We start from the raw sequence: 26,750 nt of genomic DNA on the forward strand, positions 1-26,750 counted from the left end.
CCAGTGCACACATATCTGCTTATTGGGCTCCCCTACACTTAAACCTTTTAGAATCTTAAGGTTTGAGTCTGTGTGACCGTGATTATGACTCATGCAATGTAGTCCGCCACCTCACGCGCGTTTGTTCACATCCATCAACATATCCCGCAAAGGTCTCGCCTGACCGGATAAGTCATCCGGTCTCAAGGGCTTGCGTGCGGCTCTCGGCAGCTTATCAAGAGGGTTGTCCGCACGATTCCATTTTTCCGTTTGGCAGGCGCCGAACTTGTTCTGATGGGCAGGGGTGTGAACAAAATTCGCAGTTGTCCCGCCCCCGGTGTCGCGCAACCGTTTCCGAGGGGTTAAGGTCCACAAAAATCCACAGACCACACCGTGTTCATACAAAGGGCTTTTGTGCCGACCTCGAACAATTACTTCCATCTGCATCTGGTCTCCGACTCCACCGGCGAGACGCTGATTACGGTGGCGCGCGCCGTCGCGGCGCAGTACGCGAATGTCACCCCGGTCGAGCATGTCTATCCGCTGGTGCGCAGCCAGAAGCAGCTTGATCGCGTGCTCGACGAGATCGAGGAAGCGCCGGGGATCGTGCTGTTCACGCTGCTGGAGAAGGATCTGGTCTCCAGGCTCGAGAATAAGTGCCAGGGGATCAATGTTCCGAGCCTGTCGATCATCGGGCCGGTGATGCAATTGTTTGAGGCGTATCTCGGGGCTGCGACGACCGGCCGGGTTGGCGCCCAGCACGTGCTCAACGCCGAATATTTCAAGCGCATCGACGCGCTGAACTACACGATGATCCATGACGACGGCCAGCATGTCGAAGGACTTGAAGACGCCGACGTTGTACTCGTCGGTGTCTCCCGCACCTCGAAGACGCCGACGTCGATCTATCTCGCCAACCGCGGCATCCGCACTGCCAATGTGCCGCTGGTGCCGGGCATTCCGGTTCCGGCGCAGTTGGAGACGCTGACCCGGCCGCTGGTCGTGAGCCTGCACGCGACGCCCGAACGCCTGATCCAGGTTCGTCAGAACCGCCTCCTCTCCATGGGGGCCGACTCCAGCAGCGACACCTATACCGACAGGCAGGCCGTCGCCGAGGAGGTCGCGTTCGCGCGCAAGCTGAGCGCCAAGCACGATTGGCCGCTGCTGGACGTCACGCGGCGCTCAATCGAGGAAACCGCCGCGGCGATCATGAAGCTCTACAGTGATCGCCAGCGTAACCGGCCGTCTGAATAGTTTTCGCGATGGGTCTCTGGTGCGGCAAATCTCCGTTGATTTTGGCGTCGCAAAGCAGCGCGCGAAAGATGCTGCTGGCCAACGCCGGGCTGGAGTTTACGGCGCTGACAGCCGATATCGACGAGCGCCGCATTCAGGCTGCTTCGAAGCTGTCGAACCCGCGCGAGATTGCTCTGCTGCTGGCGCGTGAAAAGGCCAAGGCGGTCTCGATCAATCACCCCGCAAGCTACGTGATCGGTGCTGATCAGACGCTGGCCCTTGGCGATCGCCTCTTCAACAAGCCCGCAGGCCGCCCCCAGGCTTTGGCGCAATTGCACGAGCTCGCCGGCAACAGCCACGAGCTGAATTCGGCCGTGGCCGTTGTGCGCGACGGCAAGATTATTTTTGAGGACGTCTCGGTGGCCCGCATGACCATGCGGCAGATGACCGAGGCGGAGCTTTCGGCCTATCTCGACGTGGCCGGCGACGCCGTGACGACAAGTGTCGGCGCCTATCAGCTCGAAGGCCTCGGTATCCATCTGTTCGAGCGTATCGAAGGCGACCATTTCACCATTCTCGGCCTGCCGTTGCTGCCGTTGCTTGCGTTCCTGCGGCGCGAGCGGCTAGTTGCGGTGTGACGGACAGGGATGGCAGAACGCTGATGCGGATTGTGGGACTGACCGGCTCGATCGGGATGGGAAAATCCACCACCGCGAAATTGTTCGCGGAGGCTGGCGTCCCCGTCTACGACGCCGATGCCGCGGTCCATCAACTCTATGAGGGCGAGGCGGCGCCTGCGATCGAGGCGGCCTTCCCCGGCACGACGTCCGACGGCAAGGTCGATCGGCCAAAGCTGTCCGCGCGTGTCGTGCATGATCCCGCCGCGATCAAGCAGCTTGAGCAGATCGTCCATCCGATGCTCGGTGCCTCCCGCAAGAAATTCTTTGCCGATGCGGAAGCAGCCCAAGCACCGGTCGTGGTTCTCGATATCCCGTTGCTGTTCGAGACCGGCGGCGAGAAGCGCGTCGATGCCGTGGTGGTGGTCTCCACGTTTCCGGAACTTCAGCGCGAGCGCGTGCTGGCCCGCGGCACCATGGACGAGGCAAAACTCGACGCCATCATCGCCAAGCAGATGCCTGATGCCGAGAAGCGCAAGCGGGCCGATTTCGTAGTGGATACGTCCCACGGACTTGAGCCGGTGCGCGCGCAAATCACGCACATCCTGGCCGAGGTCGTTAAGATGCCGCAGCGGCGAGCCTGATTCGCCACCTGACACGGCTGACCTCATGCGCGAAATCGTTCTCGACACCGAAACCACCGGCCTCGATCCCCTGCGCGGCGATCGCCTGGTCGAAATCGGCTGCGTCGAGATTTTCAATCGCATGCCGACGGGACAGACCTACCACGTCCATATCAATCCCGAGAGGGACATGCCGGCGGAAGCATTCGCCGTGCACGGCCTGTCGGCTGAGTTCCTGTCGACCAAACCGCTGTTCCACGAGGTCGTCGACGCGTTTCTGGAATTCATCGGCGACGCGCCGCTGGTGATCCACAACGCCTCGTTCGACATCAGCTTCATCAATGCCGAGCTCGACCGGATCAAGCGTGCCGCGATCCCGCGCGAGCGGCTGGTCGATACGCTGCTGCTGGCGCGGCGCAAGCATCCGGGTGTGTCGAACCGGCTCGACGACCTCTGCTCGCGCTATTCGATCGACAATTCACGCCGGACCAAGCATGGCGCGCTGCTCGATTCCGAACTGCTGGCCGAAGTCTATGTCGATCTGGTCGGGGCGCGGCAGTCGCAGCTGCTCCTGGCTTCGGAGAGCGAAGAGACTCGCGTCAATGCTGCCGGCGATGCGCCGCGGCGGCAGCGGCTGGTGCCGCTTGCGCCGCGGGTGACAGACGCCGAGCGCGAGGCCCACCGGACCTTCATCGCAACGCTCGGCGACAAGGCGATCTGGAACGAGTTCCTCGCCGCTCCAGCTGCCGCCAATCCAGCCGGTCAGGCCTGACCGGCCGGCTGAGCGGCCATTTGCCGCTCCATGTTCTGACGATAGAGACCGACGAAGTCGACCGGATCCAGCATCAGGGGCGGGAACCCGCCGTCGCGGACAGCGGTCGCGATGATCTCGCGGGCGAACGGGAACAACAGCCGCGGGCACTCGATCATGACCAGCGGGTGCAGGTTCTCCTTCGGCACGTTGGTGATTCGGAACACGCCGGCATAAGCCAGCTCGAACGAGAACATCACCTTACCGGCGGTCTCGGCCTTGCCCTCGACCGACAACGTCACCTCGAACTCCTGTTCGCTGAGGTTGTTGGCGCTGACGTTGATCTGGATGTTGATCTGCGGGGGCTGGCCCTGCTGCTGGAGCGAGGTCGGCGCGTTCGGATTTTCGAACGAGAGGTCCTTGGTATATTGCGCCAGCACGTTGAGCTGGGGTGCCTGGGCCGCCTCGGGAGGGGTGCCGTTGCCGTTGGTCATAAGATGTCTCCTTACCCGATTGGGGCTGAATTTCGCGGCGGTTGGCTAACATAGGGCCGCCTCATTCCACAAGGACGAACGGCTTCCGACGGTATATCCGGGCCGCGCCCACAACTGTGACGTCCAACCTGCCCCGGACCCGAAATCGCCCGTTAAACGATTGAAGATGCGCGATTTCCGGGCAGGATCGGGTTTCCCCTTAAGCATAAAACGCGCTACACTTCACGCTGTGCCAAAAGGCGCCATTGGCCCGGCAAGATTTCGTGCCTACATCCGGCGGACGTGACGCGCGGACCCAAAATGGTGATGTAGACTTGCCGTTCCCGTATGGAACGGTCTACTGGCCGGATCGATTTTCCCGGCACGGCCCCTTCTCGAGAAGACCAGAAAGCGAATACCACGTGGACATCTACACCATCATCTTCCTGGCGCTGGCGGTCTTTATTTTCCTGCGGCTGCGTAGCGTGCTGGGGCAGCGGACGGGTAGCGAGCGCCCGCCGTTCGACCGCACCGCCCGCAATGCGCTCCAGGGGGCCCCGGACAAGAACGTCGTGACCATGCCGGGCAAGGTGATCGACCAGGCCCCGCTGGCGCCGACGGCCGAGCCGACCCCGCCCTCCGACCGCTGGAAGGGCCTGACCGAGCCGGGTACCCCGCTGGCGCAGGGCCTCGATGCCATCGTCGAGAAGGACTCCACGTTCGATCCCCGCCACTTCATCTCCGGCGCCCGTGGCGCCTACGAGATGATCGTGCTGGCCTTTGCCAATGGCGACCGCCGCGCGCTGCGCGACCTGTTGTCGTCGGAGGTCTATGAGAGCTTCGACGCTGCGATCAAGGAGCGCGAGAAGAACGAGCAGAAGACCGAGACGCGCTTCGTCTCGATCGACAAGGCCGAGCTCGCCGGCGCCGAGCTGCGTGACCGCACCGCGCAACTCACCATCCGCTTCGTCTCGCAGATGATCTCGGCCACCCGCGACAAGGCCGGCACCATCGTTGACGGCAGCGCTGACACGGTCGCCGACATTACCGACATCTGGACTTTCGCCCGCGACGTCACCTCTCGCGATCCGAACTGGAAGCTGGTTGGCACCGGAAGCGCGACTTAAACTTGTCTTCAGGAATGGCGTGACGGCGCTCTGTGCAGGTGCCGTTGCGCTGTTGTCGTTTTCGCTCGGCGCCGAGGCTGCACGGCGTCACTATCGCAGCCATCAGCACCATGTTCCCGAAGTGGCTGCGCTTCCTCCGCGAGCCCTGCCCTATCCGCAGCTCCCGCTCCCGTTTGAAATTCCAGGCGCGCAATATCTGCCGCTGGTCTGGGCGGACGTGAAGGGCTGGAGCGATGACGATCATCTCGCGGCCTACAAAACATTTCGCGCGAGCTGCCGCTCGATCAACGCGCAGACCGGCGCGGCCGAGTCAAAGGCCTTGGGCGCCTCGCTGAGCGAACCCTGCCGCGCCGCCAAAACGCTTGACCTTACCGACGACGCCAAGGCGAAGACGTTCTTCGAGGACAACTTTTCGCCGCTGCGGATCTCGCGCCTCGGCGAGCCCGACGGCTTTGTCACCGGCTATTACGAGCCGGTGCTCGACGGCTCGCGCACCCAGACCGACATCTACAACGTTCCGGTCTACCGCCGGCCCTCGAACCTGTTCGTGCGCGGCTACAATCAGGCCTCGGTCAGCCTGCCCAACAAGGGGGCTGTTTACCGCAAGATCGGCCGCCGCAAGCTCGTGCCCTATTACGATCGCGGCGAGATCGAGGACGGCAAGATCGCCGGCCGCGGGCTGGAGATTGCCTGGCTGAAGGACCCAACCGATCTGCTGTTCGCGCAGATCCAGGGCTCGGCCCGGATCAAGTTCGATGACGGCGCCACACTCCGGCTCAACTACGATTCTTATAACGGCTATCCCTACACGGCCGTGGGACGCATCCTGATCGAGCGCGGCATCATTCCGAAGGAGGAGATGTCGATGCAGAAGATCAGGGAATGGATGGCGCAGAATCCTGACGGCGCCAAGGAGCTGCGGCGCCAGAACCGCTCCTACATCTTTTTCCGCGAGGTCAATCTGTCCGACAAGGACGAGGCGGTGGGTGCGCAAGGCATTCCGCTGACGGCCGGGCGCTCGATTGCGGTCGACAAATCGCTGCATGTCTACGGCACGCCGTTCTTCATCGAGGGCGAGCTGCCGATCGATTCCGAACGCGCCAAGACGCCATTCCACCGCCTGATGATCGCGCAGGACACCGGCTCGGCCATCATCGGCCCCGCGCGCGCCGATCTCTATTTTGGCGCCGGCCAGGACGCCGGTCGCGTCTCGGGCCGGCTGCGCCACGCCATGCACTTTGTGATGCTGGTGCCGAAGAGCCTCGATCCCGGCGTGCGCGCCGCGCGGCTGCCGGTGCCGGACCCGCGGCCGTCGGAGAAGATCGCAAAACTGTTTCCGCAGACTGATCCGGTCAAGGATTCGGCCAAGCCGGCGGCTGCCGCCGCGGCTGTGACGCCAGGCAAGGGCGAAACGGTCGCCGTCGCCAACCCGATCCCGTTGCCGGCGCCGCGTCCCGTGATAGAGCCTGTCCGCGAGCCGCGTCGGCACCCGAAGAGTCGTCCCCACCAGCAATGAAGCGATCGTCCCGTCCGCCCGTGCTGGATCCTCCTCGTCCCTCGCCGCGCCGGCGTGGGCTGAGTGAGGAGGACCGCGAGCTCTGGGAGCTTGTCGCGAAACAGGTCAAGCCGCTCAGGAAGCATCGTGTGACGAAGGTGCACGCCGCACCGCGAGCTGAACCTTCGCCCGCAGCGCCGGTTGCCAAACCTATGCCCTCAGCGCGGCCGTTGGCAGCCGCGCCGGTGCCACGCCCATCAAAGCCGGCGATGCCGCCGCTGGCTCCACTCGGCAAACGCGAGCGGACAAAACTGTCGCGCGGTCGCAGCGAGATCGAGGCGCGGCTCGATCTGCACGGCATGACCCAGTTGCGCGCCCATCGCGCTTTGTCCGGTTTCCTCCACCGCGCCCATGATGACGGCCTGACCTTTGTTCTCGTTATCACCGGCAAGGGCCGCAGCGGCGGCGAAAGCGGCGTGCTGCGCCGCCAGGTGCCGGAATGGCTGAGCCTGCCGGAATTCCGTGCCTTCGTGGTCGGGTTCGAGGAAGCCGGCATCGGTCATGGCGGCGAGGGCGCGCTTTATGTGCGCATTCGCCGGGCGAGGTACTAGAGAGCATGATCCGAAAAAGTGGAGACCGGTTTTCCGACCGGATCATGCTCAACTAAAAAGGCCGCACGATTCCGACGCGCGGGATCAGCGTGAGCACCAGGCCGAAAATGTTGGTGTTGCGATCCTCGGCCGGGATCAGCGGCGTCTCCTGTTTTGCCGGCAGCATCTTCACCGCATGCAAGATCAGGAACATGCAGACCGCCCAGTTCGAGATCCAGCGCGAATAGTCGAATACCATCGCGAACATCACGAGATAGGCGAGGCTGACGCCGATCAGTGCCGCGATGACGAGGCGGCGATGCATGTCGTTGGCGAGCGCTCGGATCAGTTTCGCAAAATAGCGCCATAGCGGCGTGTGCAGCCAGATCAGCAGTGCGAACACGGGCACGCCGAGGATGTTGTGGGGCAGGCGTCCCCACGTGTCCGAGATTTCCTTCGCCAGCGGCTGGTACCAGATGTAGCTGAATTGCAGCAGATCAGTACGCGCCGGATCGGCCATCCGGGTTTTGAGGTAGGCGACGAAATCCGCCTCCGGGATCGGCATCGTCCCCAAAAACTGCGCGGCGAAGAACAGGATGCTCACGCAAAGCAGTGCGACCAGTCCGAACGCGACGTTGGTTCGGGTGACGCCGTGTGAAAGATAGTGCCTGGTCACAACGATGGTGATGATCGTCGGCACATACATCAGCAGATGAATGTGGTGGATCAGCACGAGAACGATCGAGAACAGCGCAGCTGTCGCCACGAACACAAGTGAGCCGGCCGGCATCAGCAGCAGGATGATCGCAAACGCACAGCCATAGATGTCGAAATGACCGAGCGTGTGCATGAAGTTCTTCAGGAAGAACGGCGAGCCCGCGATGAAGACGAACAGCGGCAGCGTCTTCGCGGCAAAGCCGAACGTCTTCTGGAACAGCTTTGCGTACAGCCCAAGTGTCACCAGCCACGTCACCCCGCCGATTGCGAACACCAGCCAAACCGGCACCTTCGCCGTGAACAGTGCGACGATCGCGCCGATCAGTCCGCGCTTGATGAAGCCGAAATGATAGTCGACGAGGAGGTGGATGTAGGGGACGTAAGGCGGCAGCTGGATCTTGTGAATGAACACGCCAGCGATGATCGCGGCGTTGATCGCGAGCAGAAGGCGCCAGGGATTTTTCTGGACGTTAGCGAGCATGTGGCACTCGATGCGCACAAAACTCCGCTCTCGTCCCGGCGAAGGCCGGGACCCATAGCCACGAATGTTCGTTTTGAGCCAAGGCTGGAGCCGCTATCTTTTCCAACAATAACCGCTGGTGGTTATGGGTCCCGGCCTTCGCCGGGACGACGGCGGATAGATAGCGGACTGGAAGGAAATTACAAAATAAACCGGCTCAAATCGGCGTTCTTGGCAAGATCGCCGACGTGCTTCTGCACATAATCCGCATCAACCCGGAGGGTCTCGCCGTTGCGGTCGGGGGCGGCGAAGGAGATTTCGTCCAGCACCCGCTCCATCACCGTCTGCAGCCGCCGCGCGCCGATGTTCTCGACGGTGGAATTGACGGCGACCGCGACGTCGGCGAGCGCATCGATGGCGTCGTCGGTGATGTCGAGCGTGACGCCCTCGGTTTGCAGCAGCGCGACATATTGCTTGATCAGGGAGGCCTCGGGCTCGGTGAGGATCCGCCGCATGTCGTCGCGGGTCAGCGCCTGCAACTCTACCCGGATCGGCAGGCGGCCCTGCAATTCCGGCAGCAGGTCGGACGGCTTTGCGACGTGGAAGGCGCCGGACGCAATGAACAGGATGTGGTCGGTCTTGACCGCGCCGTGCTTGGTCGAGACCGTGGTGCCCTCGATCAGCGGCAACAGATCGCGCTGCACGCCTTCGCGCGAGACGTCGCCGCCGACGCGGCCGTCGCGGGCGCAGATCTTGTCGATCTCGTCGAGGAACACGATGCCGTTGTTCTCGACCGCGCTGATCGCTTCCTGCGTCAGCTGATCGGTGTCCAACAGCTTGTCGGATTCCTCGTTGACGAGGATCTCGTGCGAGCTTTCCACCGTCAGCCGCCGCGTCTTGCTGCGGCCACCGAGCTTGCCAAAGATGTCGCCGATCGAGACCGCGCCCATCTGTGCACCCGGCATGCCCGGGATTTCGAACATCGGAAAGCCGCTGCCGGAGGACTGCGTCTCGATCTCGATTTCCTTGTCGTTCAACTCGCCGGCGCGCAGCTTCTTGCGGAAGGAGTCCCGCGTCGCGGCGCTTGAATTGGCTCCGACCAGGGCGTCGAGCACGCGCTCCTCGGCGGCAAGCTGGGCGCGCGCCTGCACGTCCTTGCGCTTGCGCTCGCGCACCTGGGCGATCGCGACCTCGACGAGGTCGCGCACGATCTGCTCGACGTCGCGGCCGACATAGCCGACCTCGGTGAATTTCGTCGCCTCGACCTTCAGGAAGGGTGCATTGGCAAGCTTCGCCAGCCGCCGCGCGATCTCGGTCTTGCCCACGCCGGTCGGGCCGATCATCAAGATGTTCTTCGGCAGCACTTCCTCACGCAAGGAACCGGTGAGCTGCTGCCGGCGCCAGCGGTTGCGCAGCGCGATCGAGACGGCGCGCTTGGCGTCGGCCTGGCCGACGATGTAACGGTCGAGTTCGGAAACGATTTCGCGGGGCGAGAAGTCTGTCATGGGACCTTAGCTAGGGTCAGATGGCGGCCGGGACAAGCCGCTTTTTGGGTCGTCAGATGATCGGCGGACCCGATTGCCATTGTTTCACGGCCTCGATCGGATGGATCAGCATCAGGATGTTCAGCGTCAGATTGTCGCGAATGTGCAGCGCCAGCATGATCTCGAAGGCGAGCCCGATCACGACCGTCGCCGGAATCGGCAGCACGCGCGCGGTGAGGAACCCCAGCACCATGAACAGCGTGTCCGAGATCGAATTGACGATGCTGTCGCCAAAGTAATCCAGCGAGATCGTGCCGGCGCGGTAGCGCTCGATGATGAACGGCGAATTCTCGACAATCTCCCAGGCGCCCTCGATCAGCATCGCGATGATCAGCCGGGCCGGCCACGATAGCCGGCGCGAGAACACCAGCCAGGTCAATCCGTAGAACAGGAAGCCGTGGAGCACGTGCGAGAAGCTGTACCAGTCGGCGATGTGCTGGGAATTCTCAGAGCTGTTCACCACGCCATGCCAGAGCTTGACGTAGCCGCAGGTGCAGATCGGCACCCGGCCCATCGCAAACAGGATCGAGGCCTGGAGCGCCAGCAGCAGCAGTGCGATGCCGAGGAAGGCCAGCGGCCGGAGAGCTGCGGGCTGGGTCGGGCTGGAGCTCGGGGCCAATGCCATCCGCTCAGCCGGCCGTCAGCGCTTCGATGGTGACGTTGCGGTTGGTGTAGACGCAGATGTCGGCGGCGATGTCGAGGGAGCGGCGGACGATGGTCTCGGCGTCCTTGTCGGTGTCGAGCAGGGCGCAGGCGGCCGCCAGCGCGTAATTGCCGCCGGAGCCGATCGCCATGACGCCAGCCTCGGGCTCCAGCACGTCGCCAGTGCCGGTCAGCACCAGGGAGACGTCCTTGTCGGCCACGATCATCATGGCCTCCAGCCGCCTCAGATAGCGATCTGTGCGCCAGTCCTTGGCGAGCTCGACTGCGGCCCGGGTCAACTGCCCCGGATATTGCTCGAGTTTGGCTTCCAACCGCTCAAACAGCGTGAAGGCGTCGGCGGTGGCGCCGGCAAAGCCGCCGATCACGTCGCCCTTGCCGAGCTTGCGGACCTTCTTGGCGTTGGACTTGATCACGGTCTGGCCGATCGAGACCTGGCCGTCGCCGCCGACCACCACCTTGCCGCCCTTGCGGACCGTCAAAATCGTGGTGCCGTGCCAGACCGGCACGCTGTTCTGGGAATCCTGCATGAAATACCTCGTTGTCGGGCCTGATTTAGGCGGTCAGGGGCTGGGGCACAACCGGCCGCTCCGGACCCAATTTCGCTCACCATAGGTAGAAGTAGAGGCCCGTCAGCCGATCCCGCAGTAGCGAAGGCGTCATTGGGCTGTTAAAAGACCGGCGTTTTCAAATAGAAGCGAAAGCCAGCTTTCAATGCGCACCGCGACGATCAAGCGCAAGACCAAGGAGACCGACATCGAGGTCACCGTGAACCTCGATGGATCCGGCGTGTCCAAAATCGCGACCGGCATCGGCTTTTTCGACCATATGCTCGATCTCCTCGCCCGCCATTCCCGCATCGACCTCACGGTCAAGGCGGTCGGCGATCTGCACATTGATCATCACCATACCACCGAAGACACCGGCATTGCGCTCGGCCAGGCGGTCAAGCAGGCGCTCGGCACCATGGCGGGCATCACCCGCTATGCCGACGTCCACATGCCCATGGACGAGACGCTGTCGCGCGTGGTCATCGACATCTCGGGCCGCCCGGTCCTGGTGTTCAAGGTCGATTTCCCCCGCGACAAGATCGGCGAGTTCGACACCGAGCTGGTGCGCGAGTGGTTCCAGGCCTTCGCCATGAACGCCGGCGTGACTCTCCACGTCGAGACCCTATATGGCGATAACAGCCACCATATCGCCGAGTCCTGCTTCAAGGGTCTGGCGCGGGTGCTGCGGGCGGCGGTCACGATCGATCCACGGGCGGCGGGCGAGGTGCCCTCCACCAAGGGCTCGCTCGGCGGCTGACATCTCCGTCTTGCGGCAATCGCCGCCAGCGGCATCTACCCAATTCTCGAGAACGGGGCATCACCATGCCTGTCTATACAGTTCATGCACCCACCCCTGGAGGGGCCGATCTGCGCGCGACCGACAGATTCGTGTTCGTGCGCGACGGCTTCCATTTCTGGGCGATGGTGCTCGGCCCGTTCTGGCTGCTCTGGAACAGGCTTTGGCTGCCCCTGATCGGCTGGATCGTCTTCGTCGCTGCGTTCGATGCCGGGCTGTCCAGCCTCGGCGTTGGCCGCGGCTCGATCTTCTTCGCGAATATCATCGTCGCGCTCTTGATGGGCTTTGAGGCCTCGAGCCTGCGCCGCTGGACGCTGTCGCGCGGCAAGTGGCGGCAGCTCGACGTCGTCGTCGCTGACGACGAGGACACCGCCGAGCGCCGCTTCTTCGAGCGCTGGAGCCAAAAGCAGCGCGGCATCGTCAACGATCAATGGGCTGTCGATCGCGGCGGCCCGCCACCGACCCGCAATTTGCCGGGTCAGCAATTCTCCAGCCCGCCAATTCCGGCCGGTGGCATCATCGGATTGTTTCCAGAACCGGGAGGGTCAAGATGAGCGTCGCCATCATCGATTACGGTTCCGGCAATCTGCATTCCGCCGCCAAGGCGTTTGAGCGCGCCGCGCGCAGCATGGAGAATCCGCAAAAGGTCTTCGTCACCAGCGATCCGGACCAGGCCTACGGCGCCGATCGCCTGGTGCTGCCGGGCGTGGGTGCGTTCGCCGATTGCCGGCGCGGGCTCGATGCCGTCAACGGCATGGTCGAGGCGATCACCGAATCGGTGCGCGTCAAGGCGCGGCCGATGTTCGGCATCTGCGTCGGCATGCAGCTGTTCGCCACCCGCGGCAAGGAGCACGTCATCACGCAGGGCCTGAACTGGATCGGCGGCGACGTCGAGAAGATCACGCCGCGCGACGAAAGCCTGAAGATCCCGCATATGGGCTGGAATACGCTCGACGTGCTGCGCGATCACCCGGTGCTGGAGCGGCTGCCGCTCGGCCCCAAGGGCCAGCACGCCTATTTCGTGCACTCCTATCACCTCAACGCTGCCAATGAGGCGGACGTGCTCGCGCGCGCCGATTACGGCGGGCCGGTCACCGCGATCGTCGCCAAGGACACCGCCATCGGCACGCAATTCCACCCCGAGAAGAGCCAGCGCTTTGGGCTAGCCCTGATCTCGAACTTTTTGCGATGGAAACCGTGATCCTCTTCCCCGCTATCGACCTCAAGAACGGCCAATGCGTGCGCCTCGAGCAAGGCGACATGGCACGCGCGACCGTGTTCAACCTCGATCCCGCCGCACAGGCGCAGAGTTTTGTTGCGCAGGGTTTTGAGTATCTGCACGTCGTCGATCTCGACGGGGCCTTCGCCGGCAAGCCGGTGAATGCGCAGGCCGTCGAGGGCATGCTGAAGACGATCAAGATTCCGGTGCAGCTCGGCGGCGGCATTCGCGATCTTGCCACCGTCGAAGCCTGGCTCGAAAAGGGCATCAGCCGCGTCATCATCGGCACCGCCGCGGTGCGTGATCCGGAGCTGGTGAAGGTGGCTTCGAAAAAATTCCCCGGCCGTGTCGCGGTCGGGCTCGATGCCCGAGACGGCAAGGTCGCGGTCGAAGGCTGGGCCGAGACCTCGCAGGTGACGGTGCTGGAGATCGCACAGCGTTTTGAGGATGCCGGCGTTGCCGCCATCATCTTCACCGACATCGCCCGCGACGGCTTGCTCAAGGGCTTGAACCTCGATGCGACCATTGCTTTGGCCGATGCCATCTCGATCCCCGTGGTCGCCTCCGGCGGCCTGGCCTCGATCGAGGACGTCAAGGCCATGCTCACGCCGCGGGCAAAAAAGCTCGCCGGCGCGATCGCCGGCCGCGCGCTCTATGACGGCCGGCTTGATCCGGCCGCCGCGCTCACCTTGATCCGCAACACGCGCGCCGCCTAGGAGACATCAGATGTTCAAGGTGCGCGTGATCCCCTGCCTCGACGTCAAGGACGGCCGTGTCGTCAAGGGCGTCAATTTCGTCGATCTGCGCGATGCCGGCGATCCCGTCGAAGCTGCGATCGCCTATGACGCCGCCGGCGCCGACGAGCTCACGTTCCTCGACATTACCGCCACCCATGAGAACCGCGGCATCATGCTGGACGTGGTCCGGCGCACGGCGGAGGCCTGCTTCATGCCGGTGACCGTCGGCGGCGGTGTCCGTGAGGTCAACGATATCAAAACGCTGCTGCGCGCCGGCGCCGACAAGGTTTCGATTAACAGTGCCGCGGTGTCGCGGCGCGAGTTCGTCAAGGAAGCGGCCGAGAAGTTCGGTGGTCAGTGCGTGGTGGTTGCGATTGACGCTAAGCGGGTCAAGCGCGCGGGCGGCGGCGAGCGCTGGGAGATTTTTACCCATGGCGGCCGCAACTCGACCGGCATCGACGCCATCGAATATGCCCAGGAAGTGGTCTCGCTCGGTGCTGGCGAAATCTTGCTCACCTCGATGGACCGCGACGGCACAAGGCAGGGTTTTGACATCCCGCTGACCCGAGCGATCGCCGACAGCATTCCCGTTCCCGTGATCGCCTCGGGCGGCGTCGGCAATCTCGATCACCTCGTCGACGGTATCCGCGAGGGGCACGCCACCGCCGTCCTGGCCGCCTCGATCTTCCACTTCGGGGAATTCACCATCCGTGAGGCCAAGGAGCACATGGCCCGGCGCGGGCTACCCATGCGCCTGGATGCCTGACGACTCCCGTTCATAAAAATGCTAAAGGAGCCGGTGGAAGCCGGCCTTTCGGCTGGGCGTTTTGAGTATTCTGTATGCCGCGTTTCACGATCCACGATCTGGCCGCAACCATCGACGCCCGCGCGGCGGCCGTCGGCGAGGGCTCCTACACCCGCAAGCTCCTGGACAAGGGCGCCGAACATTGCGCCAAGAAGTTCGGTGAGGAAGCAGTCGAAACCGTAATCGCAGCAGTCGAAAACGATCGCGCACATCTGATCGCCGAGGGCGCCGATCTGCTCTACCATTTCCTTGTGCTGCTCAAGGTCCGCGGCGTAAAGCTGGAAGAGGTCGAGGCCGCGCTGGACAAACGGACCTCGATGTCAGGGTTGGAAGAGAAAGCGTCGCGCAAGGGCGACTAGCCAAGGTGGGAAGGCGTCATGGATATCCGCGCACCCGAGCAGCAGTATAATCCGTATCGCGTTTATACGCGCGCGCAGTGGGCGCATTTGCGTGACGATACGCCGATGACGCTGGAGCCGGGCGAGTTCGACCGGTTGCGTTCGCTGCACGATCGCCTGGACTTGCAGGAGGTCGAGGACATCTACCTGCCGCTGTCGCGATTGCTGTCGATCTACGTCGATGCGATGCAGCGCCTGTACTATGCGGAGCGCCAGTTCCTCAACATCCGCGATCGCAAGATGCCGTACGTCATCGGCGTCGCCGGTTCGGTCGCGGTCGGAAAGTCCACCACGGCTCGCGTGCTTCAGGCATTGCTGGCGCGCTGGTCGCCGCGGCCGAAGGTCGAGCTGATCACCACCGACGGATTTCTCTATCCCAACGCCGTGCTCGACCGGCAGGGCATCATGCAGAAAAAGGGCTTTCCCGAGAGCTACGATCTGCCGCTGCTGCTCAGTTTCCTGTCCGACATCAAGGCCGGCCGCCGCCATGTCCGCGCGCCCGTCTATTCGCATTTGACCTATGACATCGTGCCGAACCAGTGGGCCGAGATCGACCAGCCCGACATCCTGATCGTCGAGGGCGTCAACGTGCTGCAAACCGGCAAGCTGCCGCGCGACGGCAAGGCGGTGCCGGTTGTCTCCGACTTCTTCGACTTCTCGGTCTATATCGACGCCGACGAAGCGGCGCTGCGGCAATGGTACATCCGGCGCTTCCTGTCATTGCGCGACACCGCGTTCACCAATCCAAAGTCCTACTTCAACCGCTACGCGCTGTTGTCCGACGAGGAAGCCACCGCCACCGCTATCGCGATCTGGGAACGCACCAACCTCGCCAATCTCGAGGACAACATCCTGCCGACGCGTCCGCGCGCAACGCTGATTTTGAAGAAGGGCGCGGATCACACGGTGGAGAGCGTGGCGCTGCGAAGGCTGTAGGTTTCGGCTTCGTAGGGTGGGCAAAGGCGCGCTCTTCGCGCCGTGCCCACCATCTCTATCCGTTGCGTTGTTTGTGAGTGGTGGGCACGCTACGCTTTGCCCACCCTACGCAGCATCGCTTGCAGCTACATCACCAACTGCCGTGCCGCCGCGAGCCCCGCCAGCGCCTCATCCAGCTTTTCGCGATCGAGCGGCTTGATCAAAAATCCGTTCATGCCCGCCTCAAAACAGGCGTAGCGATCTTCCACCAGCGTGTTCGCGGTGAGCGCCAGGATCGGCGTGTGGTGACCGCCGGTGGCGGCCTCGTGGGCGCGGATGCGCTTGGTTGCCTCGATGCCGTCAAGCTGCGGCATCTGGATGTCCATCAAGACGAGATCAAAGGGCGCGCCAGCCGAGCTGGCCGCGAGCCAGGATTCCAGTGCCGCCTCGCCATGAACCGCGATGACGACGCGATGGCCGAGCTTGGTCAGCAGCGAGCGCATCAACAGCGCGTTGATCTCGTTGTCTTCGGCGACGAGGATCGAAAGGCCCTTTGCTGGCGCTCTCGCCGCAGCGGGTTCAACGGGCTCGGGCGCAAGGTCGGGTGAGGGGACTTCCGGCGTCAGCGCCAGGCGCGCGGCGAGCGAGGCTGCGCGCAGCGGCTTCACCAGAAAGCCCGTGAACGCAGCCGAAAGCTTTTCATGGCGTGAGCCTGACGTCAGCAGCACCAGCCGCTGCGTTGCATGGGCGCGGGCGACTTCGCCCAGACGATCGGCGAGAGTGGTTCCGATCGCACGATCGATCAGCACCGCATGCCACGAGCGTTCCGGCAGCAGCGCTTCGGCCACGGCCGCGTCCGCGACCAGGCAGGTCTGGCCGCCCCAGCGCTCCAGCCGACGCGCGATCAACGAGGCTTCGATGCCGTCGGCGACCAGGAGCATCGATTTGCCGGTGAGGTCGGGACTTGGAAAGGCTGTCTGTCCTGCGCCGGTTTGCGACGGGGCGAGCGGAACCGCGACCTCGAAGGTCGAGCCTTTGGCGGGCGCGCTCTCCAGCGTGATGCGGCCACCCATGCGCTTGACGATGCGCTCGCTGATGGCAAGGCCGAGCCCGGTGCCGCCATAGGTGCGCGCGACGCGGTCGTCGGCCTGCTCGAATTCGCGGAAGATGCGCGACTGCGCCTCGGGCGCGATGCCGATGCCGGTGTCGCGCACGAGGAAACTGATTTCATTGGGCCAGATGCCGGGCTCGACGATCAGCGCGACGCCGCCATTCGCGGTGAACTTGATGGCGTTGCCGGCGAGGTTGAGCAGCACCTGACGCAGCCGGCCGGCATCGCCGATGACCTCGAGCGGCAGGCGTTCGTCGATGTAAGCTGCGATCTCGAGATTCTTGGCCTGCGCGCGCGGCGCCAGCAGCTCGGTGATCTCTTCGATCAAGGTCGACAATGCGAAGGGGCGCTGCTCGAGGTCGAGTTTGCCGGCTTCGATCTTGGAATAATCGAGCAGCTCCTCGATCAGCGCCATCAAGGCTTCGCCCGACGTTTTCACCGCCTTGGCGTAGGTGGTCTGCTCCGGCGTCAGCGTGGTGTCGAGCAACAGCCCGCCCATGCCGATGATGCCGTTCAGGGGGTTACGGATTTCATGCGAGGCCATCGCCAGGAAGCGCGATTTGGCGCGGTTGGCGGCGTCGGCCTGGTCGCGTGCGTCCGACAGCGCGCGCTCGGTCTCGGTGCGGTCGGTGACGTCGCGTCCGACGCTCTGCAATTCGGCGGGCTGGCCGGCATCGTGTCGTACAAAGCCCTCGCGCCAGGCGATCCAGCGCGCGCCGAGCGGCGTTGTGATCTTCTGGTCGTGGATGCGGGTGCCGTTGCTCTCGCGGGCGCTGTCGCCCTGCTCCAGCACGTCGAAATCGAAGCGCGTGCCGACCAGCGCGCTGCGCGCCTGCCCGGCCAGCGCACAATAGGCGTCGTTGGCGAAGGTGATGCGGCCCTGATGATCGCGCAGCACGATCAGATCGCCCTGTGATTCGAACAGGCTGCGGGCGCGTTCTTCTGCTTCCTTCAGCTCCCAATTGCGATCGATCAGCGCCTCGTTGTGGGCGGCCAGCGTGCGCAGCCGCTTGTTGACGAAGCGCAGCCGCATGCTGAGCGTCGCCAGCCCAAGGCAGGCGAGCGCGAACAGGAAGCTCGCGCCGATCGCAAAAGTATTGGGATCGTAGCCGGAGTTCTCGGCGCGGCTGCCGGAGACGAAGCCATAGGCGCCGCCGAACGTCGCCGAGAAGATCATGAACGAGCGGATGGCGAAGGTGATTTTCGGGTAGCGGCGCCTGAAGCGGCGCATGCGCACCTTGATCCGGAACGTCCCACCCATCGCCACCGACCCCGACTCTTATAATCCTGCAATCGCCGAGCGGGACGATGTGCCTGTCGACCTTGCGAACAGTTTGAGGTGTTGGAGCCGCCTCGAAACAGGGTTGACGAGGTGTTAACGACTCAGAGCGAGGCGGCCTGAAGGTGGCGCTGGCCATCGCGGGCGCCGACGATCAGGGCAGCGGCTTCCTTCTGTGAAAACGTCTTCGAGCGCACATAGATGCGGTAGTCCGCCGGTCCCTCGGTGGAGAGATAGATCGTCGGCCGGTCACCGCCCGGCTGCCCGGAAATCGCAACGAGACGTGTCGACGGATTGCCCTGGCAAGCGCCCGGCTCGTCGCTCGCGCCGTCATCAACCACCGCGAAGTCCGCGGCGTCCGCGTCGTCGGTGATCTGCACCCGCACGGTCGCTTGTTTAGGATCGTCGGTGAAGGCGACCTGGATGCCGGCGGTCCAGAACAGGGACGTGAGCTCGACCGAGGTTTCGCCAATGGCGATGCAGGGATGCGAGACCGATCCGATCTCGCTGCGGGCGAACACCGCAGCCGCCAACAGGGGAACCACCGAGGCCAGGACCTTGAAACGCAACATGACACTCTACTCGCCAGGCCCGGTACGGGAACTAGTGGGCCTTATGGTTTGCAGAGCGTAAAGGAAACTCGTTACCGCCGGGTTGATGCGCGTTCACATTACGCCAACTGGCGCACATCCTCCGCGAGTGCGCGGTAGGACAGCGCCTCGGCGAGATGCAGCCGGCCGATCTTCTCAGTGCCGTCGAGGTCGGCGAGCGTGCGCGCCACCCGCAGCACGCGGTGATAGCCGCGCGCCGACAGCCGCATGGTCTCGGCCGCATCGCGCAGCAGCTTGGCGCCTTGCGCATCCGGCTTTGCGATTTCCTCCAGCACGGAGGCTGGCGCCTCGGCATTGGTGCGGACATGCGGCAGGCCGGCATCCGCATAGCGCGCGAGCTGGATGTCGCGCGCCGCCGCCACGCGCGCCGCGACTTCGGCGGAGCCTTCCGCCGGTGGCGGCAAGATCAGATCCGCTGCGGTTACCGCCGGGACCTCGATGCGCAGGTCAATGCGGTCCATCAAAGGACCAGAGATGCGCGCCTGGTAGTCGCCGGTGCAGCGATCGATGCGGCCGCGCTTGCAGCTATAGCCCGGCTCGAACGCGTTGCCGCAACGGCAGGGGTTCATCGCCGCGACCAGCATGAAGCGCGCAGGATAAGTCACGCGATGATTGGCGCGGGAGACCGAGACCTCGCCGTTCTCCAGCGGCTGGCGCAGCGAATCCAGCACGCGCGGATCGAACTCCGGCAGCTCGTCGAGGAACAGCACGCCCTGATGCGCGAGCGATATCTCGCCGGGCTTTGCACGCGCGCCGCCGCCGGTGAGCGCGGCCATGCTGGCGGAATGATGTGGGCAGCGGAACGGCCGCTGCGAGGTCAATGCGCCGCCTTTGATCTCACCGGCAACGGAGGCGATCATCGACACTTCGAGCAGCTCACCCGGCGACAGCGGCGGCAGGATCGAGGGCAGCCTCGCCGCCAGCATCGACTTGCCGGCGCCCGGCGCGCCGATCATCAAGAGGTGATGCCCACCGGCGGCTGCGATCTCCAGTGCCCGCTTGGCGCTCTCCTGGCCCTTGATGTCGCGCAGGTCGAGCAGTGAGGCTGCAGCCTCATGTACCTTCGGCACCGGCCGCGAGAGCACCTGCGTGCCCTTGAAGTGGTTGGCGATCTGGATCAGCGAGTGCGCGGCGACGATCTGGATGTCCGGGCTCGCCCACGCCGCCTCCGAGCCGCAGGCGGCCGGACAGATCAATCCCTCCTCGCGGACATTGGCGCCGATCGCGGCGGGGAGAACGCCGGCAACCGGCGCAATCGAGCCGTCGAGGCCGAGCTCGCCCAGAACGGTAAACCCCGTCAGCGCATCCGGCGGGATCGCACCGATCGCCGCCATCAGCCCGAGCGCGATCGGCAGGTCGTAATGGCTGCCTTCCTTGGGCAGATCGGCCGGCGCGAGATTGACGATGATCCGCCGCGCCGGCAGCGCCAGCCCTGAGGCGATCAGCGCCGAGCGGACGCGCTCGCGCGCTTCCGAGACCGCCTTGTCGGGAAGGCCGACGATGGCGAACGCCGGTAGGCCCGGGGCGACCTGCACCTGCACGTCGACCGCGCGGGCCTCGATCCCTTCAAAGGCGACGGTAGAAACCCGCTGAACCATACCCTAACCAGCCTGCCCTTATTGCACAATCGAGGGTAGCAGAGCCGAGTGGGTTAGACAAGAACAATACAGGAACTCACGACGTTCCTAACGGTGCGTCTCAAGTTCCTCGAGACCCTACGGACCCTCGGGGCGAACTGAGAACCGAAATAGACGAGGAGAACTGGACTACCTATGACGGGTGAAGAGCCCAACGCAGCCCCAAAATAAGCCGGGAGACGACGAAACTGGGCCCCCAGGAACAGAGGGCCCCAACGGCGGCTTACAGCTCTATACGATTACATTGCGAGCTGCATTGACAGTTCAGTACAGCTGTATAAATATAAAGTCAGAGCTGTATCCAAGAAATGAGCGAGCTGTCGCTCAAGGGCTAGACAGCTCTAAAGGAGTAACGAAAATGGAAGTTCATGTGTCTGCCATGCGCGGGAAGATGGGCACCCGCACCTACTACGCCTGCTTGATGCCGATGAATGCTGTTCCCCAGTTCTTCAAGTTTACTGATTGGTCTGGGATCAGCCCTGAGGACCGCGAACAGCGCGTGCTGAACATCAAGCGTGTGCCTGACCTTGCGACCTACATCACCGAGAACGAAGAGGATTACCTGTTCTCGTCGATCACGGCGTCGTACAAGTCGGAACCCAGGTTTGAGCCGTACGGCCCCGGTATGGACATCGGCGTGTTGAAGCTGCGGCTTGGTGATGAGCTGATCATCAATGACGGCCAGCATCGTGCGGCAGGCATCGTGCAGGCCCTCAAGGATGGCTCAGCGGAGTTCCGGGAGGACACGCTCTCGGTCCTTCTGTTCCCGTGGGAGAACACCGACCGCGTCCAGCAGATGTTCTCGGACTTGAACCGCTTCGTGCAGAAGACCTCGAAGTCGCTCGACATCCTCTACGACAAGCGCGACGACACGGCGGCAGCCACGCTCGCGATGATCGAGAAGGTGCCGGTGTTCAAGGAGCTGACCGAGAAGGAGAAGGTCTCGCTTGAGAGCAAGTCCACCAAGCTGTTCACGCTGGCAGCGCTATACGACGCCAACGTGGAGCTGCTGAAGGGACACGACAAGAACGACATCATGGCGAACGCACAGCTCCTCACCGACTACTGGACGGAAGTCGCTAAGCACATGCCCGATTGGACGAAGGTCCTCTCTGGCCAGAAGCTCGCGATTGAGCTGCGTCAGGAAAAGATTTCCTCGCACTCGACCGTGTTGCGTGCCTTGGGGGGCCTCGGTGTTGATCTGTTGGCGAACGAGGGTTGGTCGGCAGCGCTTTCCGGCCTCGAAGGGATCGACTGGTCTAAGAAGAACTCCGAATGGGAAAACGTCTGCATCGTCGCAAACTCGGTCGTGTCAAATCGTCAGGCGCGGGCGGCGACGAAGGCCTTCATCAAGGCCAAGCTCGGGCTCAACCTCACGGACGGTGAGCAGCGCTCGCTGGAGCGGGCTTCAGCGTAACACCTGCTCAAATCACCACGAAAGGGCGACTCCGGCCGCCCTTTCTCTCAGCTAGAACAATACGGGAGCGCTCTCCGGGCCGCGAAAGCCCTAATCAATCGTAAACAAGGCGCAGACACTACGCCTCGAATGCGAGCGGCTCCGATCAGCACATTCCAACGAATGTCCGCTACTCCTAGAGCCGCGGGATGGGCCGTGATCTAACAAGTGAACAATCAAAATGCTTGCAAATCGCCGCAGAAGCGAACGTCGGGGATGCACTCGGCTCGCCAAGATTCATTTTGGCGCGGGCTCGCTGCCGAGGGACTGCACGATCACGGATATCTCGGACGGGGGCGTGAAAGTGGTGGCGGAATTTCTCGAAGTGCCGCCGCAGTTCACGATCATCTTCGCGCCGGACTATTCCCGCCAGTGCCGCCTGCGCTGGCGCATCGGCTGCGAATTCGGTGCTGAATTCACCGACTGACCCCGACCAGCGCGTTTCCTTAACGGGAATTTAGCGTTAATCGGCAAAGCATCTCTGATCAGTCCGCCGGCGGTGATCAGAGTATGTCCAAGCGTTCGTGCCTCGCCTGTCCCCCGGCGAGATTACTGTTTCCCGCGCTTCTGGTGCTCGTTCTCGGCGGTTGTCAGACCACGAGCCTCGAGGACATCACCGGTGCGCTCGGCAGCAAGCCGGAATCAGCTAGCAAGGCCGACGCGAAGCCGGACATGGATGCCCTGCGCGAGCGCTATCGTGCCAAGCCGAGCGATGCCAACGTCGCCCTCGACTACGGCAAGGCGTTGCGCGAGACCGGCCAGCGCGCTCAGGCGGTCGCGGTGCTGGAGCAGGCCGTGCTTGCCCACCCCAGCAACAAGGCGCTGCTCGCCGGCTATGGCCGCGCGCTCGCCGACAATGGCAATTTCCAGCAGGCCTACGATGTGCTCAGCCGCGCGCATACGCCGGAGGATCCCGACTGGCGCATCCTGTCGGCGCAGGGCGCGGCGCTCGACCAGCTCGGCCGCAACGAGGAAGCGCAGCAATATTATGCGACCGCGCTGAAGATCGTGCCGGACGAGCCGCAGGTTTTGTCCAATCTCGGCCTGTCCTACGTGCTCCAGAACAATCTGCCGAGGGCCGAGGAGACCATGCGCCGCGCCTACGAGCGCAACGCCGCCGATCCCCGCGTGCGCGCCAATCTCGCGATGGTGCTGGGACTGGAAGGAAAGCAGGCCGAGGCCGAGACCATCGTGAAGGCCGATCTGCCGCCGGATCAGGCGGCAGCAAAGGTCACGGCGTTGCGGCAGCTGCTGACGAAGAAGCAGCAGCAGCGGGCGGACAAATAGTCCGCTAGCTGTATTGATTCTCGGTTGACGCGTTTTCTTGACGCGAACCGGTAGCCACTTCGCTCGAAAACGCTTCCGGCCTACGACGCCTTGCGATGTGGCGCAGACGGGCGTCCCGATTTGCCCTTCAGCTTCTTCAAGAGCGGTCCGAGCAGCGAACGCTTCGGCTTCTTCACCTCGCCGCGGCCGGCGAGGCGGTTCGCCATGTTCTGGAACAGCTCGGTGGTGCGGTGGCTCTTGGAGACCTCCGCGATCATCTGGCCGTTATTGGCCGCGGTCGAGAACAGCTTCGAATCGAACGGGATCACCGCGAGCGGCTGGCTCTCCATGGTCTTGGCGAACGACTTGACGTCGATCTCCGCCCGCTTGTGCATGCCGACCTGGTTGATGCAGTAGAGCGGCGGCCGGTCGTTCGGCCGCGCCGCCTTCAGCACCGTGAGCATGTTCTTGGTGTTGCGCAGATTCGCGAGATCGGGCTCGGCCACGATCACGATATCGTCGGCATTGACCAGCGCGCGCCGCGTCCAGCCCGACCATTGATGCGGCACGTCGAGCACGATGCAGGGCGTGGTCATGCGCAGTGTGTCGAACACTGCGTCGAAGGCTTCCGCGCCGAAATCATAGACGCGATCAAGTGTGGCGGGCGCCGCCAGCAGGCTCAGGCGCTCGGTGCATTTGGAGAGCAGGCGCTCCATCAGCGCCGTGTCCGGCCGGTCCTGCGACAGCACCGCGTTGGCGATGCCCTGCGCCGGGTCCTGGTTGTAGTCGAGGCCCGCGGTGCCGAAGGCGAGGTCGAGATCGATCACGACGGAATCCAGCGCCAGGTCGCGCGCGATGGTCCAGGCCACGTTGTGCGCGACGGTGGAGGCGCCGACGCCGCCCTTGGCGCCGACCACCGCGATGACGCGGCCGGTGATGATGGTCTCGGAAGCCGAGAACAGGCTACAGATCGAGCGCACCACGTCGATGGTCTCGACCGGCCCGATCACGTAGTCGTTGACGCCGCGGCGCACCAGCTCGCGATAGGGCGCCGTGTCGTTGGGATTGCCGATCACGACCACGCGGGTGCCGGGATCGCAGACGCCGGCGAGATCGTCGAGGCCCTCGAGAATGTCGCGCGTGCCGTCGGATTCGATCACGATCACGTTCGGCGTCGGCATCGTTTCATAGACTTCGATCGCCGCGGCAAGGCCGCCGTCTTTGGCGGTGAGATGTGCCTTGGCGAGACGGCGGTCCTGGCCTGCCGCGGTCATTGCGGCGAGCGTCTGCTCGGTCTCGCAAAATGCCTGCACCGAGATGCGAGGCACCGGCGCAATGTGTTCCTCGGGGTGCTGCGGATCGCCCGCTTCTTCGTCGTGGACGCTTGTCATTTGCCTGTGTCGCTGAGTTTGGCCTTTTCAGCCTCGGGATAAGTCGTCGCGGTTGCCGCGCCCTTGCGGTAGCGCTCGAAGGCGATGTCGCGGCGTGCGGTGTAGGCCGGCGTCTCGGCGCGCGGCTGCTCGAGGTCGGCGGGGTTGTCGATCATCGCCGCGAGATTGCGCTGGGTGGCGCAGCCGAGATTGAAATAGGGCCGGTTCTCGTTGTAGCCGGGGTCGAGGATGGACGGACCTACGTCCTCCGGCCACAACCCGCAGGGGCCGGCGACCGCGGCGATCCTGGAATAGCTCAGGCGGATGGTCGGCAGCAGCCCGGGATCTTCGGGACGATAGGGATGCTGGACGATGGCGCGCGATGGCACGCCGCTGGCGCCGAGCACGGCGCGGATTTCGTGATAGGTCGCGGCGGCCGCGCGCGAATTCGCTGTGTCGGTGGGCACGTCGACGATGACGGAGCCGGTGCCTTCGCGCGTCCAGTCCTGGGCAATGCCCGCGACGTCCGAGTGCTGCGCGGCCGAGAGGCCGCCACGGGCCTTGCCGACGAAGATCACGATCGAACGCTTGGCTTCCTGCACCGCGATCGGGTGGCGCTGGCGATAATCGGTCGGCACCGTCTGGGTGGTGACGACGTCGCCGGTGGTGTTGCACGCGCCCAGCATGACGGAGAGCCCCGTCAGTGCGAGCGCGACGCGCAAATTGCGGCGTCGATCAGCTGTCGTCTTCGTCATCGGCTTGTCCCCACTTGCCCCGTTTCTCGCCCCGTTCCCCAATCGCCCGTTCGCGTCAGTCGATGATGAAGCCGAAATCGCCCTGGTTGCCGTCCATCGGATCGGCGCGGCGCGCAATGCCATAGAGGCGGTTCATGCGGCCGAGCAGTGCGGACTGCGAATCCGACGACGGCGCGAAGCCGTCATCGGGCCGCGACAATTCCTTCTGGGCGACCGCGCGCACCACATAAGGCGTCACGATCACCATCAGCTCGGTCTCGTTGTTGACGAAGTCCTGGCTGCGGAACAGCGCGCCAAGGATCGGCAGCTGATCGACGCCGGGCAGGCCGTTGACCGCCTGCTTGGTCTGCTGCTGGATCAGGCCGGCCATCGCCATCGAGCCGCCCGAGGGAATTTCAAGCGTGGTCTCGGCGCGACGGGTCTGGACCGATGGGATGGTGATCGAGTTGGTCGTGCTCGAGGACAGCGCCTGCGACACCGTGATGGCGTTCTGGCTCGACAGCTCCGAGACCTCGGTCATCACGCGCAGGCTGATCCGCCCCTCACTCAGCACGACCGGGGTGAAGTTCAGCGAGATGCCGAACTTCTTGTAGGTGATCTGGGTGGTACAGACATGCGTGGTCGGATCGCAGGCATAGCCCCCGGGAATTGGAAATTCGCCGCCGGCGATGAAGGTTGCCGATTCACCGGAGATCGCCGTCAGGCTCGGCTCGGCCAGGGTGCGCATCACGCCCGCGCTTTCCATCGCGCGCATCGTGGCGCTGACGGTGGCGACGCCCTTGGTGAGGCCGCCAACGCCGAGCCCGTTGCCGCTGACCAGCGGTCCGCCGCTGGCCGAGAACGGGTTGGAATTGTTGAAATTCACGACGGCGGTGCCGGCGTTCAGGCTGGCGCTGAGATCGACGCCCAGCTGCTTGACGATGTCGCGGCGCACTTCGCCGACGACGACTTTCAGCATCACCTGGTCGCGGCCGCGCACGATGATGTTGTTGACGACCTTGTCTGCTCCGCCGACCAGCTTGGCGGCGACATCGCCGGCCTGCTGGGCTTCGACCGGGCTCGACACCGAGCCGGTCAACATCACGCTGTCGCCGACGCCCTCGATCTGCACGCCCGGCAGCGATGAGCGCAGCGCCGCGCGCATGCCGTTGAGGTCGCGCTTCACCGCGATATCGTAGGCGGCGACCTGCTGGCCGTCGGCAGAGAAGAACACGACATTGGTCTGTCCGACCTGGCCGCCGATGATATAGGCGCGCTGCGCCGAGCGGATCACCGCATTGGCGATCTTGGGATCGGCCACCAGCACGTCCTTGACCTCGCGCGGCAGGTCGATCACGGCCGACTTGCCGACGCCAAGCGACAGGAAACGCGTCCGGGCCGGCGCGATGGTCGCGACCGGCGCCACGCCGAGATCCGGCGCCTGCATCGGCGCCTGGTCTCCGACCGGCGCATCCGCGGCGCTGACCCGGTCAGGGGCTGCGACCAGCCCCAGCATCAGCATTGCCCCCGTCCAGAACGAGCGCACGCGCTTCCCCCGAATGCGCAGGCCCGTCTGATTATCCCCGTAGTTCATCT

28 protein-coding genes are annotated in these 26,750 nt (G+C 64.1%); 17 read left to right on the top strand and 11 right to left on the bottom strand.

The window, feature by feature from the left end; translation table 11 throughout:
* Positions 1-393: 393 nt before the first annotated feature.
* The 4 genes from UB31_RS25520 to dnaQ are packed head-to-tail and all read left to right on the top strand — an operon-like array spanning position 394 to position 3,224.
* Positions 394-1,233, top strand: coding sequence for a pyruvate, water dikinase regulatory protein (locus UB31_RS25520; RefSeq protein ID WP_045004629.1), 840 nt, complete (start codon positions 394-396; stop codon positions 1,231-1,233).
* A gap of 8 nt (positions 1,234-1,241) precedes the next feature.
* Complete coding sequence (locus UB31_RS25525; RefSeq protein ID WP_045012858.1) at positions 1,242-1,850, top strand: Maf family protein; 609 nt, start codon at positions 1,242-1,244, stop codon at positions 1,848-1,850.
* A 23-nt stretch (positions 1,851-1,873) separates the two neighbouring features.
* Entirely contained in the window at positions 1,874-2,473 is a 600-nt protein-coding gene (gene coaE, locus UB31_RS25530) for a dephospho-CoA kinase (protein ID WP_045012859.1), read from the top strand.
* A 25-nt stretch (positions 2,474-2,498) separates the two neighbouring features.
* Complete coding sequence (gene dnaQ, locus UB31_RS25535) at positions 2,499-3,224, top strand: DNA polymerase III subunit epsilon (RefSeq protein WP_045012860.1); 726 nt, start codon at positions 2,499-2,501, stop codon at positions 3,222-3,224.
* Here the strand turns inward: dnaQ and secB are convergent.
* A complete protein-coding gene (gene secB, locus UB31_RS25540) occupies positions 3,215-3,697 on the bottom strand; it encodes a protein-export chaperone SecB (RefSeq protein WP_045004637.1) in 483 nt (160 codons plus the stop codon). The genes dnaQ and secB overlap by 10 nt on opposite strands.
* Before the next feature lie 401 nt (positions 3,698-4,098).
* On the opposite strand from secB, the gene UB31_RS25545 reads away from it, so the two are divergent.
* Genes UB31_RS25545 through UB31_RS25555 form a run of 3 tightly spaced genes read left to right on the top strand, consistent with a single transcriptional unit; the run spans position 4,099 to position 6,909 of the window.
* The gene (locus tag UB31_RS25545; RefSeq protein ID WP_045004638.1) at positions 4,099-4,803 is read left to right on the top strand and encodes a Tim44/TimA family putative adaptor protein; all 705 of its coding nucleotides are present in this window, start codon (positions 4,099-4,101) and stop codon (positions 4,801-4,803) included.
* Positions 4,781-6,319 carry a murein transglycosylase A gene (gene mltA, locus UB31_RS25550; RefSeq protein ID WP_045012861.1) on the top strand — a complete coding sequence of 513 codons (1,539 nt, stop codon included), beginning with the start codon at positions 4,781-4,783 and terminating at the stop codon, positions 6,317-6,319. The genes UB31_RS25545 and mltA overlap by 23 nt, the downstream gene beginning before the upstream one ends.
* Positions 6,316-6,909, top strand: coding sequence for a Smr/MutS family protein (locus tag UB31_RS25555; RefSeq protein WP_045012862.1), 594 nt, complete (start codon positions 6,316-6,318; stop codon positions 6,907-6,909). Before mltA ends, UB31_RS25555 begins: the two co-directional genes overlap by 4 nt.
* 52 nt (positions 6,910-6,961) lie before the next feature.
* Here UB31_RS25555 and UB31_RS25560 read toward each other — a convergent pair whose 3' ends face one another.
* From UB31_RS25560 to hslV, 4 genes are all read right to left on the bottom strand, one after another.
* Positions 6,962-8,086 carry a hypothetical protein gene (locus UB31_RS25560; protein WP_045012863.1) on the bottom strand — a complete coding sequence of 375 codons (1,125 nt, stop codon included), beginning with the start codon at positions 8,084-8,086 and terminating at the stop codon, positions 6,962-6,964.
* 179 nt (positions 8,087-8,265) lie between these two features.
* The gene (gene hslU, locus UB31_RS25565; protein ID WP_045004642.1) at positions 8,266-9,570 is read right to left on the bottom strand and encodes an ATP-dependent protease ATPase subunit HslU; all 1,305 of its coding nucleotides are present in this window, start codon (positions 9,568-9,570) and stop codon (positions 8,266-8,268) included.
* A 52-nt stretch (positions 9,571-9,622) separates the two neighbouring features.
* Positions 9,623-10,234, bottom strand: coding sequence for a DUF2585 domain-containing protein (locus tag UB31_RS25570; protein ID WP_045012864.1), 612 nt, complete (start codon positions 10,232-10,234; stop codon positions 9,623-9,625).
* A gap of 4 nt (positions 10,235-10,238) precedes the next feature.
* Positions 10,239-10,799 (bottom strand): ATP-dependent protease subunit HslV, encoded by a 561-nt coding sequence (hslV, locus tag UB31_RS25575; RefSeq protein WP_045012865.1) that lies wholly within the window; start codon positions 10,797-10,799, stop codon positions 10,239-10,241.
* Between the two features lie 184 nt (positions 10,800-10,983).
* Here hslV and hisB point away from each other — a divergent pair, with 184 nt between their 5' ends.
* The 7 genes from hisB (at position 10,984) to coaA (ending at position 15,711) form a co-directional block, all read left to right on the top strand.
* Complete coding sequence (hisB, locus tag UB31_RS25580; RefSeq protein WP_045012866.1) at positions 10,984-11,577, top strand: imidazoleglycerol-phosphate dehydratase HisB; 594 nt, start codon at positions 10,984-10,986, stop codon at positions 11,575-11,577.
* A gap of 65 nt (positions 11,578-11,642) precedes the next feature.
* Complete coding sequence (locus tag UB31_RS25585; protein ID WP_045012867.1) at positions 11,643-12,170, top strand: DUF2628 domain-containing protein; 528 nt, start codon at positions 11,643-11,645, stop codon at positions 12,168-12,170.
* Positions 12,167-12,817 carry an imidazole glycerol phosphate synthase subunit HisH gene (gene hisH, locus UB31_RS25590; RefSeq protein WP_045012868.1) on the top strand — a complete coding sequence of 217 codons (651 nt, stop codon included), beginning with the start codon at positions 12,167-12,169 and terminating at the stop codon, positions 12,815-12,817. The genes UB31_RS25585 and hisH overlap by 4 nt, the downstream gene beginning before the upstream one ends.
* Positions 12,814-13,551, top strand: a complete 738-nt coding sequence (gene hisA, locus UB31_RS25595) for a 1-(5-phosphoribosyl)-5-[(5-phosphoribosylamino)methylideneamino]imidazole-4-carboxamide isomerase (protein WP_045012994.1) — start codon at positions 12,814-12,816, stop codon at positions 13,549-13,551. Before hisH ends, hisA begins: the two co-directional genes overlap by 4 nt.
* A 10-nt stretch (positions 13,552-13,561) precedes the next feature.
* Positions 13,562-14,338 (top strand): imidazole glycerol phosphate synthase subunit HisF, encoded by a 777-nt coding sequence (gene hisF / locus UB31_RS25600; protein WP_045004650.1) that lies wholly within the window; start codon positions 13,562-13,564, stop codon positions 14,336-14,338.
* Positions 14,339-14,412: 74 nt separating this feature from the next.
* The gene (locus tag UB31_RS25605) at positions 14,413-14,736 is read left to right on the top strand and encodes a phosphoribosyl-ATP diphosphatase (protein WP_045004651.1); all 324 of its coding nucleotides are present in this window, start codon (positions 14,413-14,415) and stop codon (positions 14,734-14,736) included.
* Between the two features lie 18 nt (positions 14,737-14,754).
* Positions 14,755-15,711 carry a type I pantothenate kinase gene (gene coaA, locus UB31_RS25610; RefSeq protein ID WP_045004653.1) on the top strand — a complete coding sequence of 319 codons (957 nt, stop codon included), beginning with the start codon at positions 14,755-14,757 and terminating at the stop codon, positions 15,709-15,711.
* A 125-nt stretch (positions 15,712-15,836) separates the two neighbouring features.
* Here the strand turns inward: coaA and UB31_RS25615 are convergent, their stop codons facing one another.
* From UB31_RS25615 to UB31_RS25625, 3 genes are all read right to left on the bottom strand, one after another.
* Positions 15,837-18,062 carry a PAS domain-containing hybrid sensor histidine kinase/response regulator gene (locus tag UB31_RS25615; RefSeq protein WP_045012869.1) on the bottom strand — a complete coding sequence of 742 codons (2,226 nt, stop codon included), beginning with the start codon at positions 18,060-18,062 and terminating at the stop codon, positions 15,837-15,839.
* A 122-nt stretch (positions 18,063-18,184) separates the two neighbouring features.
* Positions 18,185-18,652, bottom strand: coding sequence for a hypothetical protein (locus tag UB31_RS25620; RefSeq protein ID WP_045012870.1), 468 nt, complete (start codon positions 18,650-18,652; stop codon positions 18,185-18,187).
* A 98-nt stretch (positions 18,653-18,750) separates the two neighbouring features.
* Positions 18,751-20,289 (bottom strand): YifB family Mg chelatase-like AAA ATPase, encoded by a 1,539-nt coding sequence (locus tag UB31_RS25625; RefSeq protein WP_045012871.1) that lies wholly within the window; start codon positions 20,287-20,289, stop codon positions 18,751-18,753.
* 397 nt (positions 20,290-20,686) lie between these two features.
* Between UB31_RS25625 and UB31_RS25630 the strand changes: the two genes are divergently transcribed.
* From UB31_RS25630 to UB31_RS25640, 3 genes are all read left to right on the top strand, one after another.
* A complete protein-coding gene (locus UB31_RS25630) occupies positions 20,687-21,745 on the top strand; it encodes a DNA sulfur modification protein DndB (RefSeq protein WP_045012872.1) in 1,059 nt (352 codons plus the stop codon).
* 220 nt (positions 21,746-21,965) lie between these two features.
* Positions 21,966-22,211 (top strand): PilZ domain-containing protein, encoded by a 246-nt coding sequence (locus UB31_RS25635; RefSeq protein WP_045004729.1) that lies wholly within the window; start codon positions 21,966-21,968, stop codon positions 22,209-22,211.
* A gap of 83 nt (positions 22,212-22,294) precedes the next feature.
* Positions 22,295-23,071, top strand: coding sequence for a tetratricopeptide repeat protein (locus UB31_RS25640; protein ID WP_045012873.1), 777 nt, complete (start codon positions 22,295-22,297; stop codon positions 23,069-23,071).
* Between the two features lie 80 nt (positions 23,072-23,151).
* Here UB31_RS25640 and UB31_RS25645 read toward each other — a convergent pair whose 3' ends face one another.
* The 3 genes from UB31_RS25645 to UB31_RS25655 are packed head-to-tail and all read right to left on the bottom strand — an operon-like array spanning position 23,152 to position 26,748.
* Positions 23,152-24,441, bottom strand: coding sequence for a CpaE/TadZ family protein (locus tag UB31_RS25645; RefSeq protein WP_045004732.1), 1,290 nt, complete (start codon positions 24,439-24,441; stop codon positions 23,152-23,154).
* A complete protein-coding gene (locus UB31_RS25650; protein ID WP_045012874.1) occupies positions 24,438-25,175 on the bottom strand; it encodes a CpaD family pilus assembly protein in 738 nt (245 codons plus the stop codon). Before UB31_RS25650 ends, UB31_RS25645 begins: the two co-directional genes overlap by 4 nt.
* A 55-nt stretch (positions 25,176-25,230) precedes the next feature.
* On the bottom strand, positions 25,231-26,748 hold the full coding sequence (locus tag UB31_RS25655) for a type II and III secretion system protein family protein (RefSeq protein WP_045004734.1): 1,518 nt from the start codon (positions 26,746-26,748) through the stop codon (positions 25,231-25,233).
* Positions 26,749-26,750: the final 2 nt, after the last annotated feature.

The sequence above is a fragment of the Bradyrhizobium sp. LTSP849 genome (assembly GCF_000938255.1).
Lineage (GTDB): Bacteria > Pseudomonadota > Alphaproteobacteria > Rhizobiales > Xanthobacteraceae > Bradyrhizobium.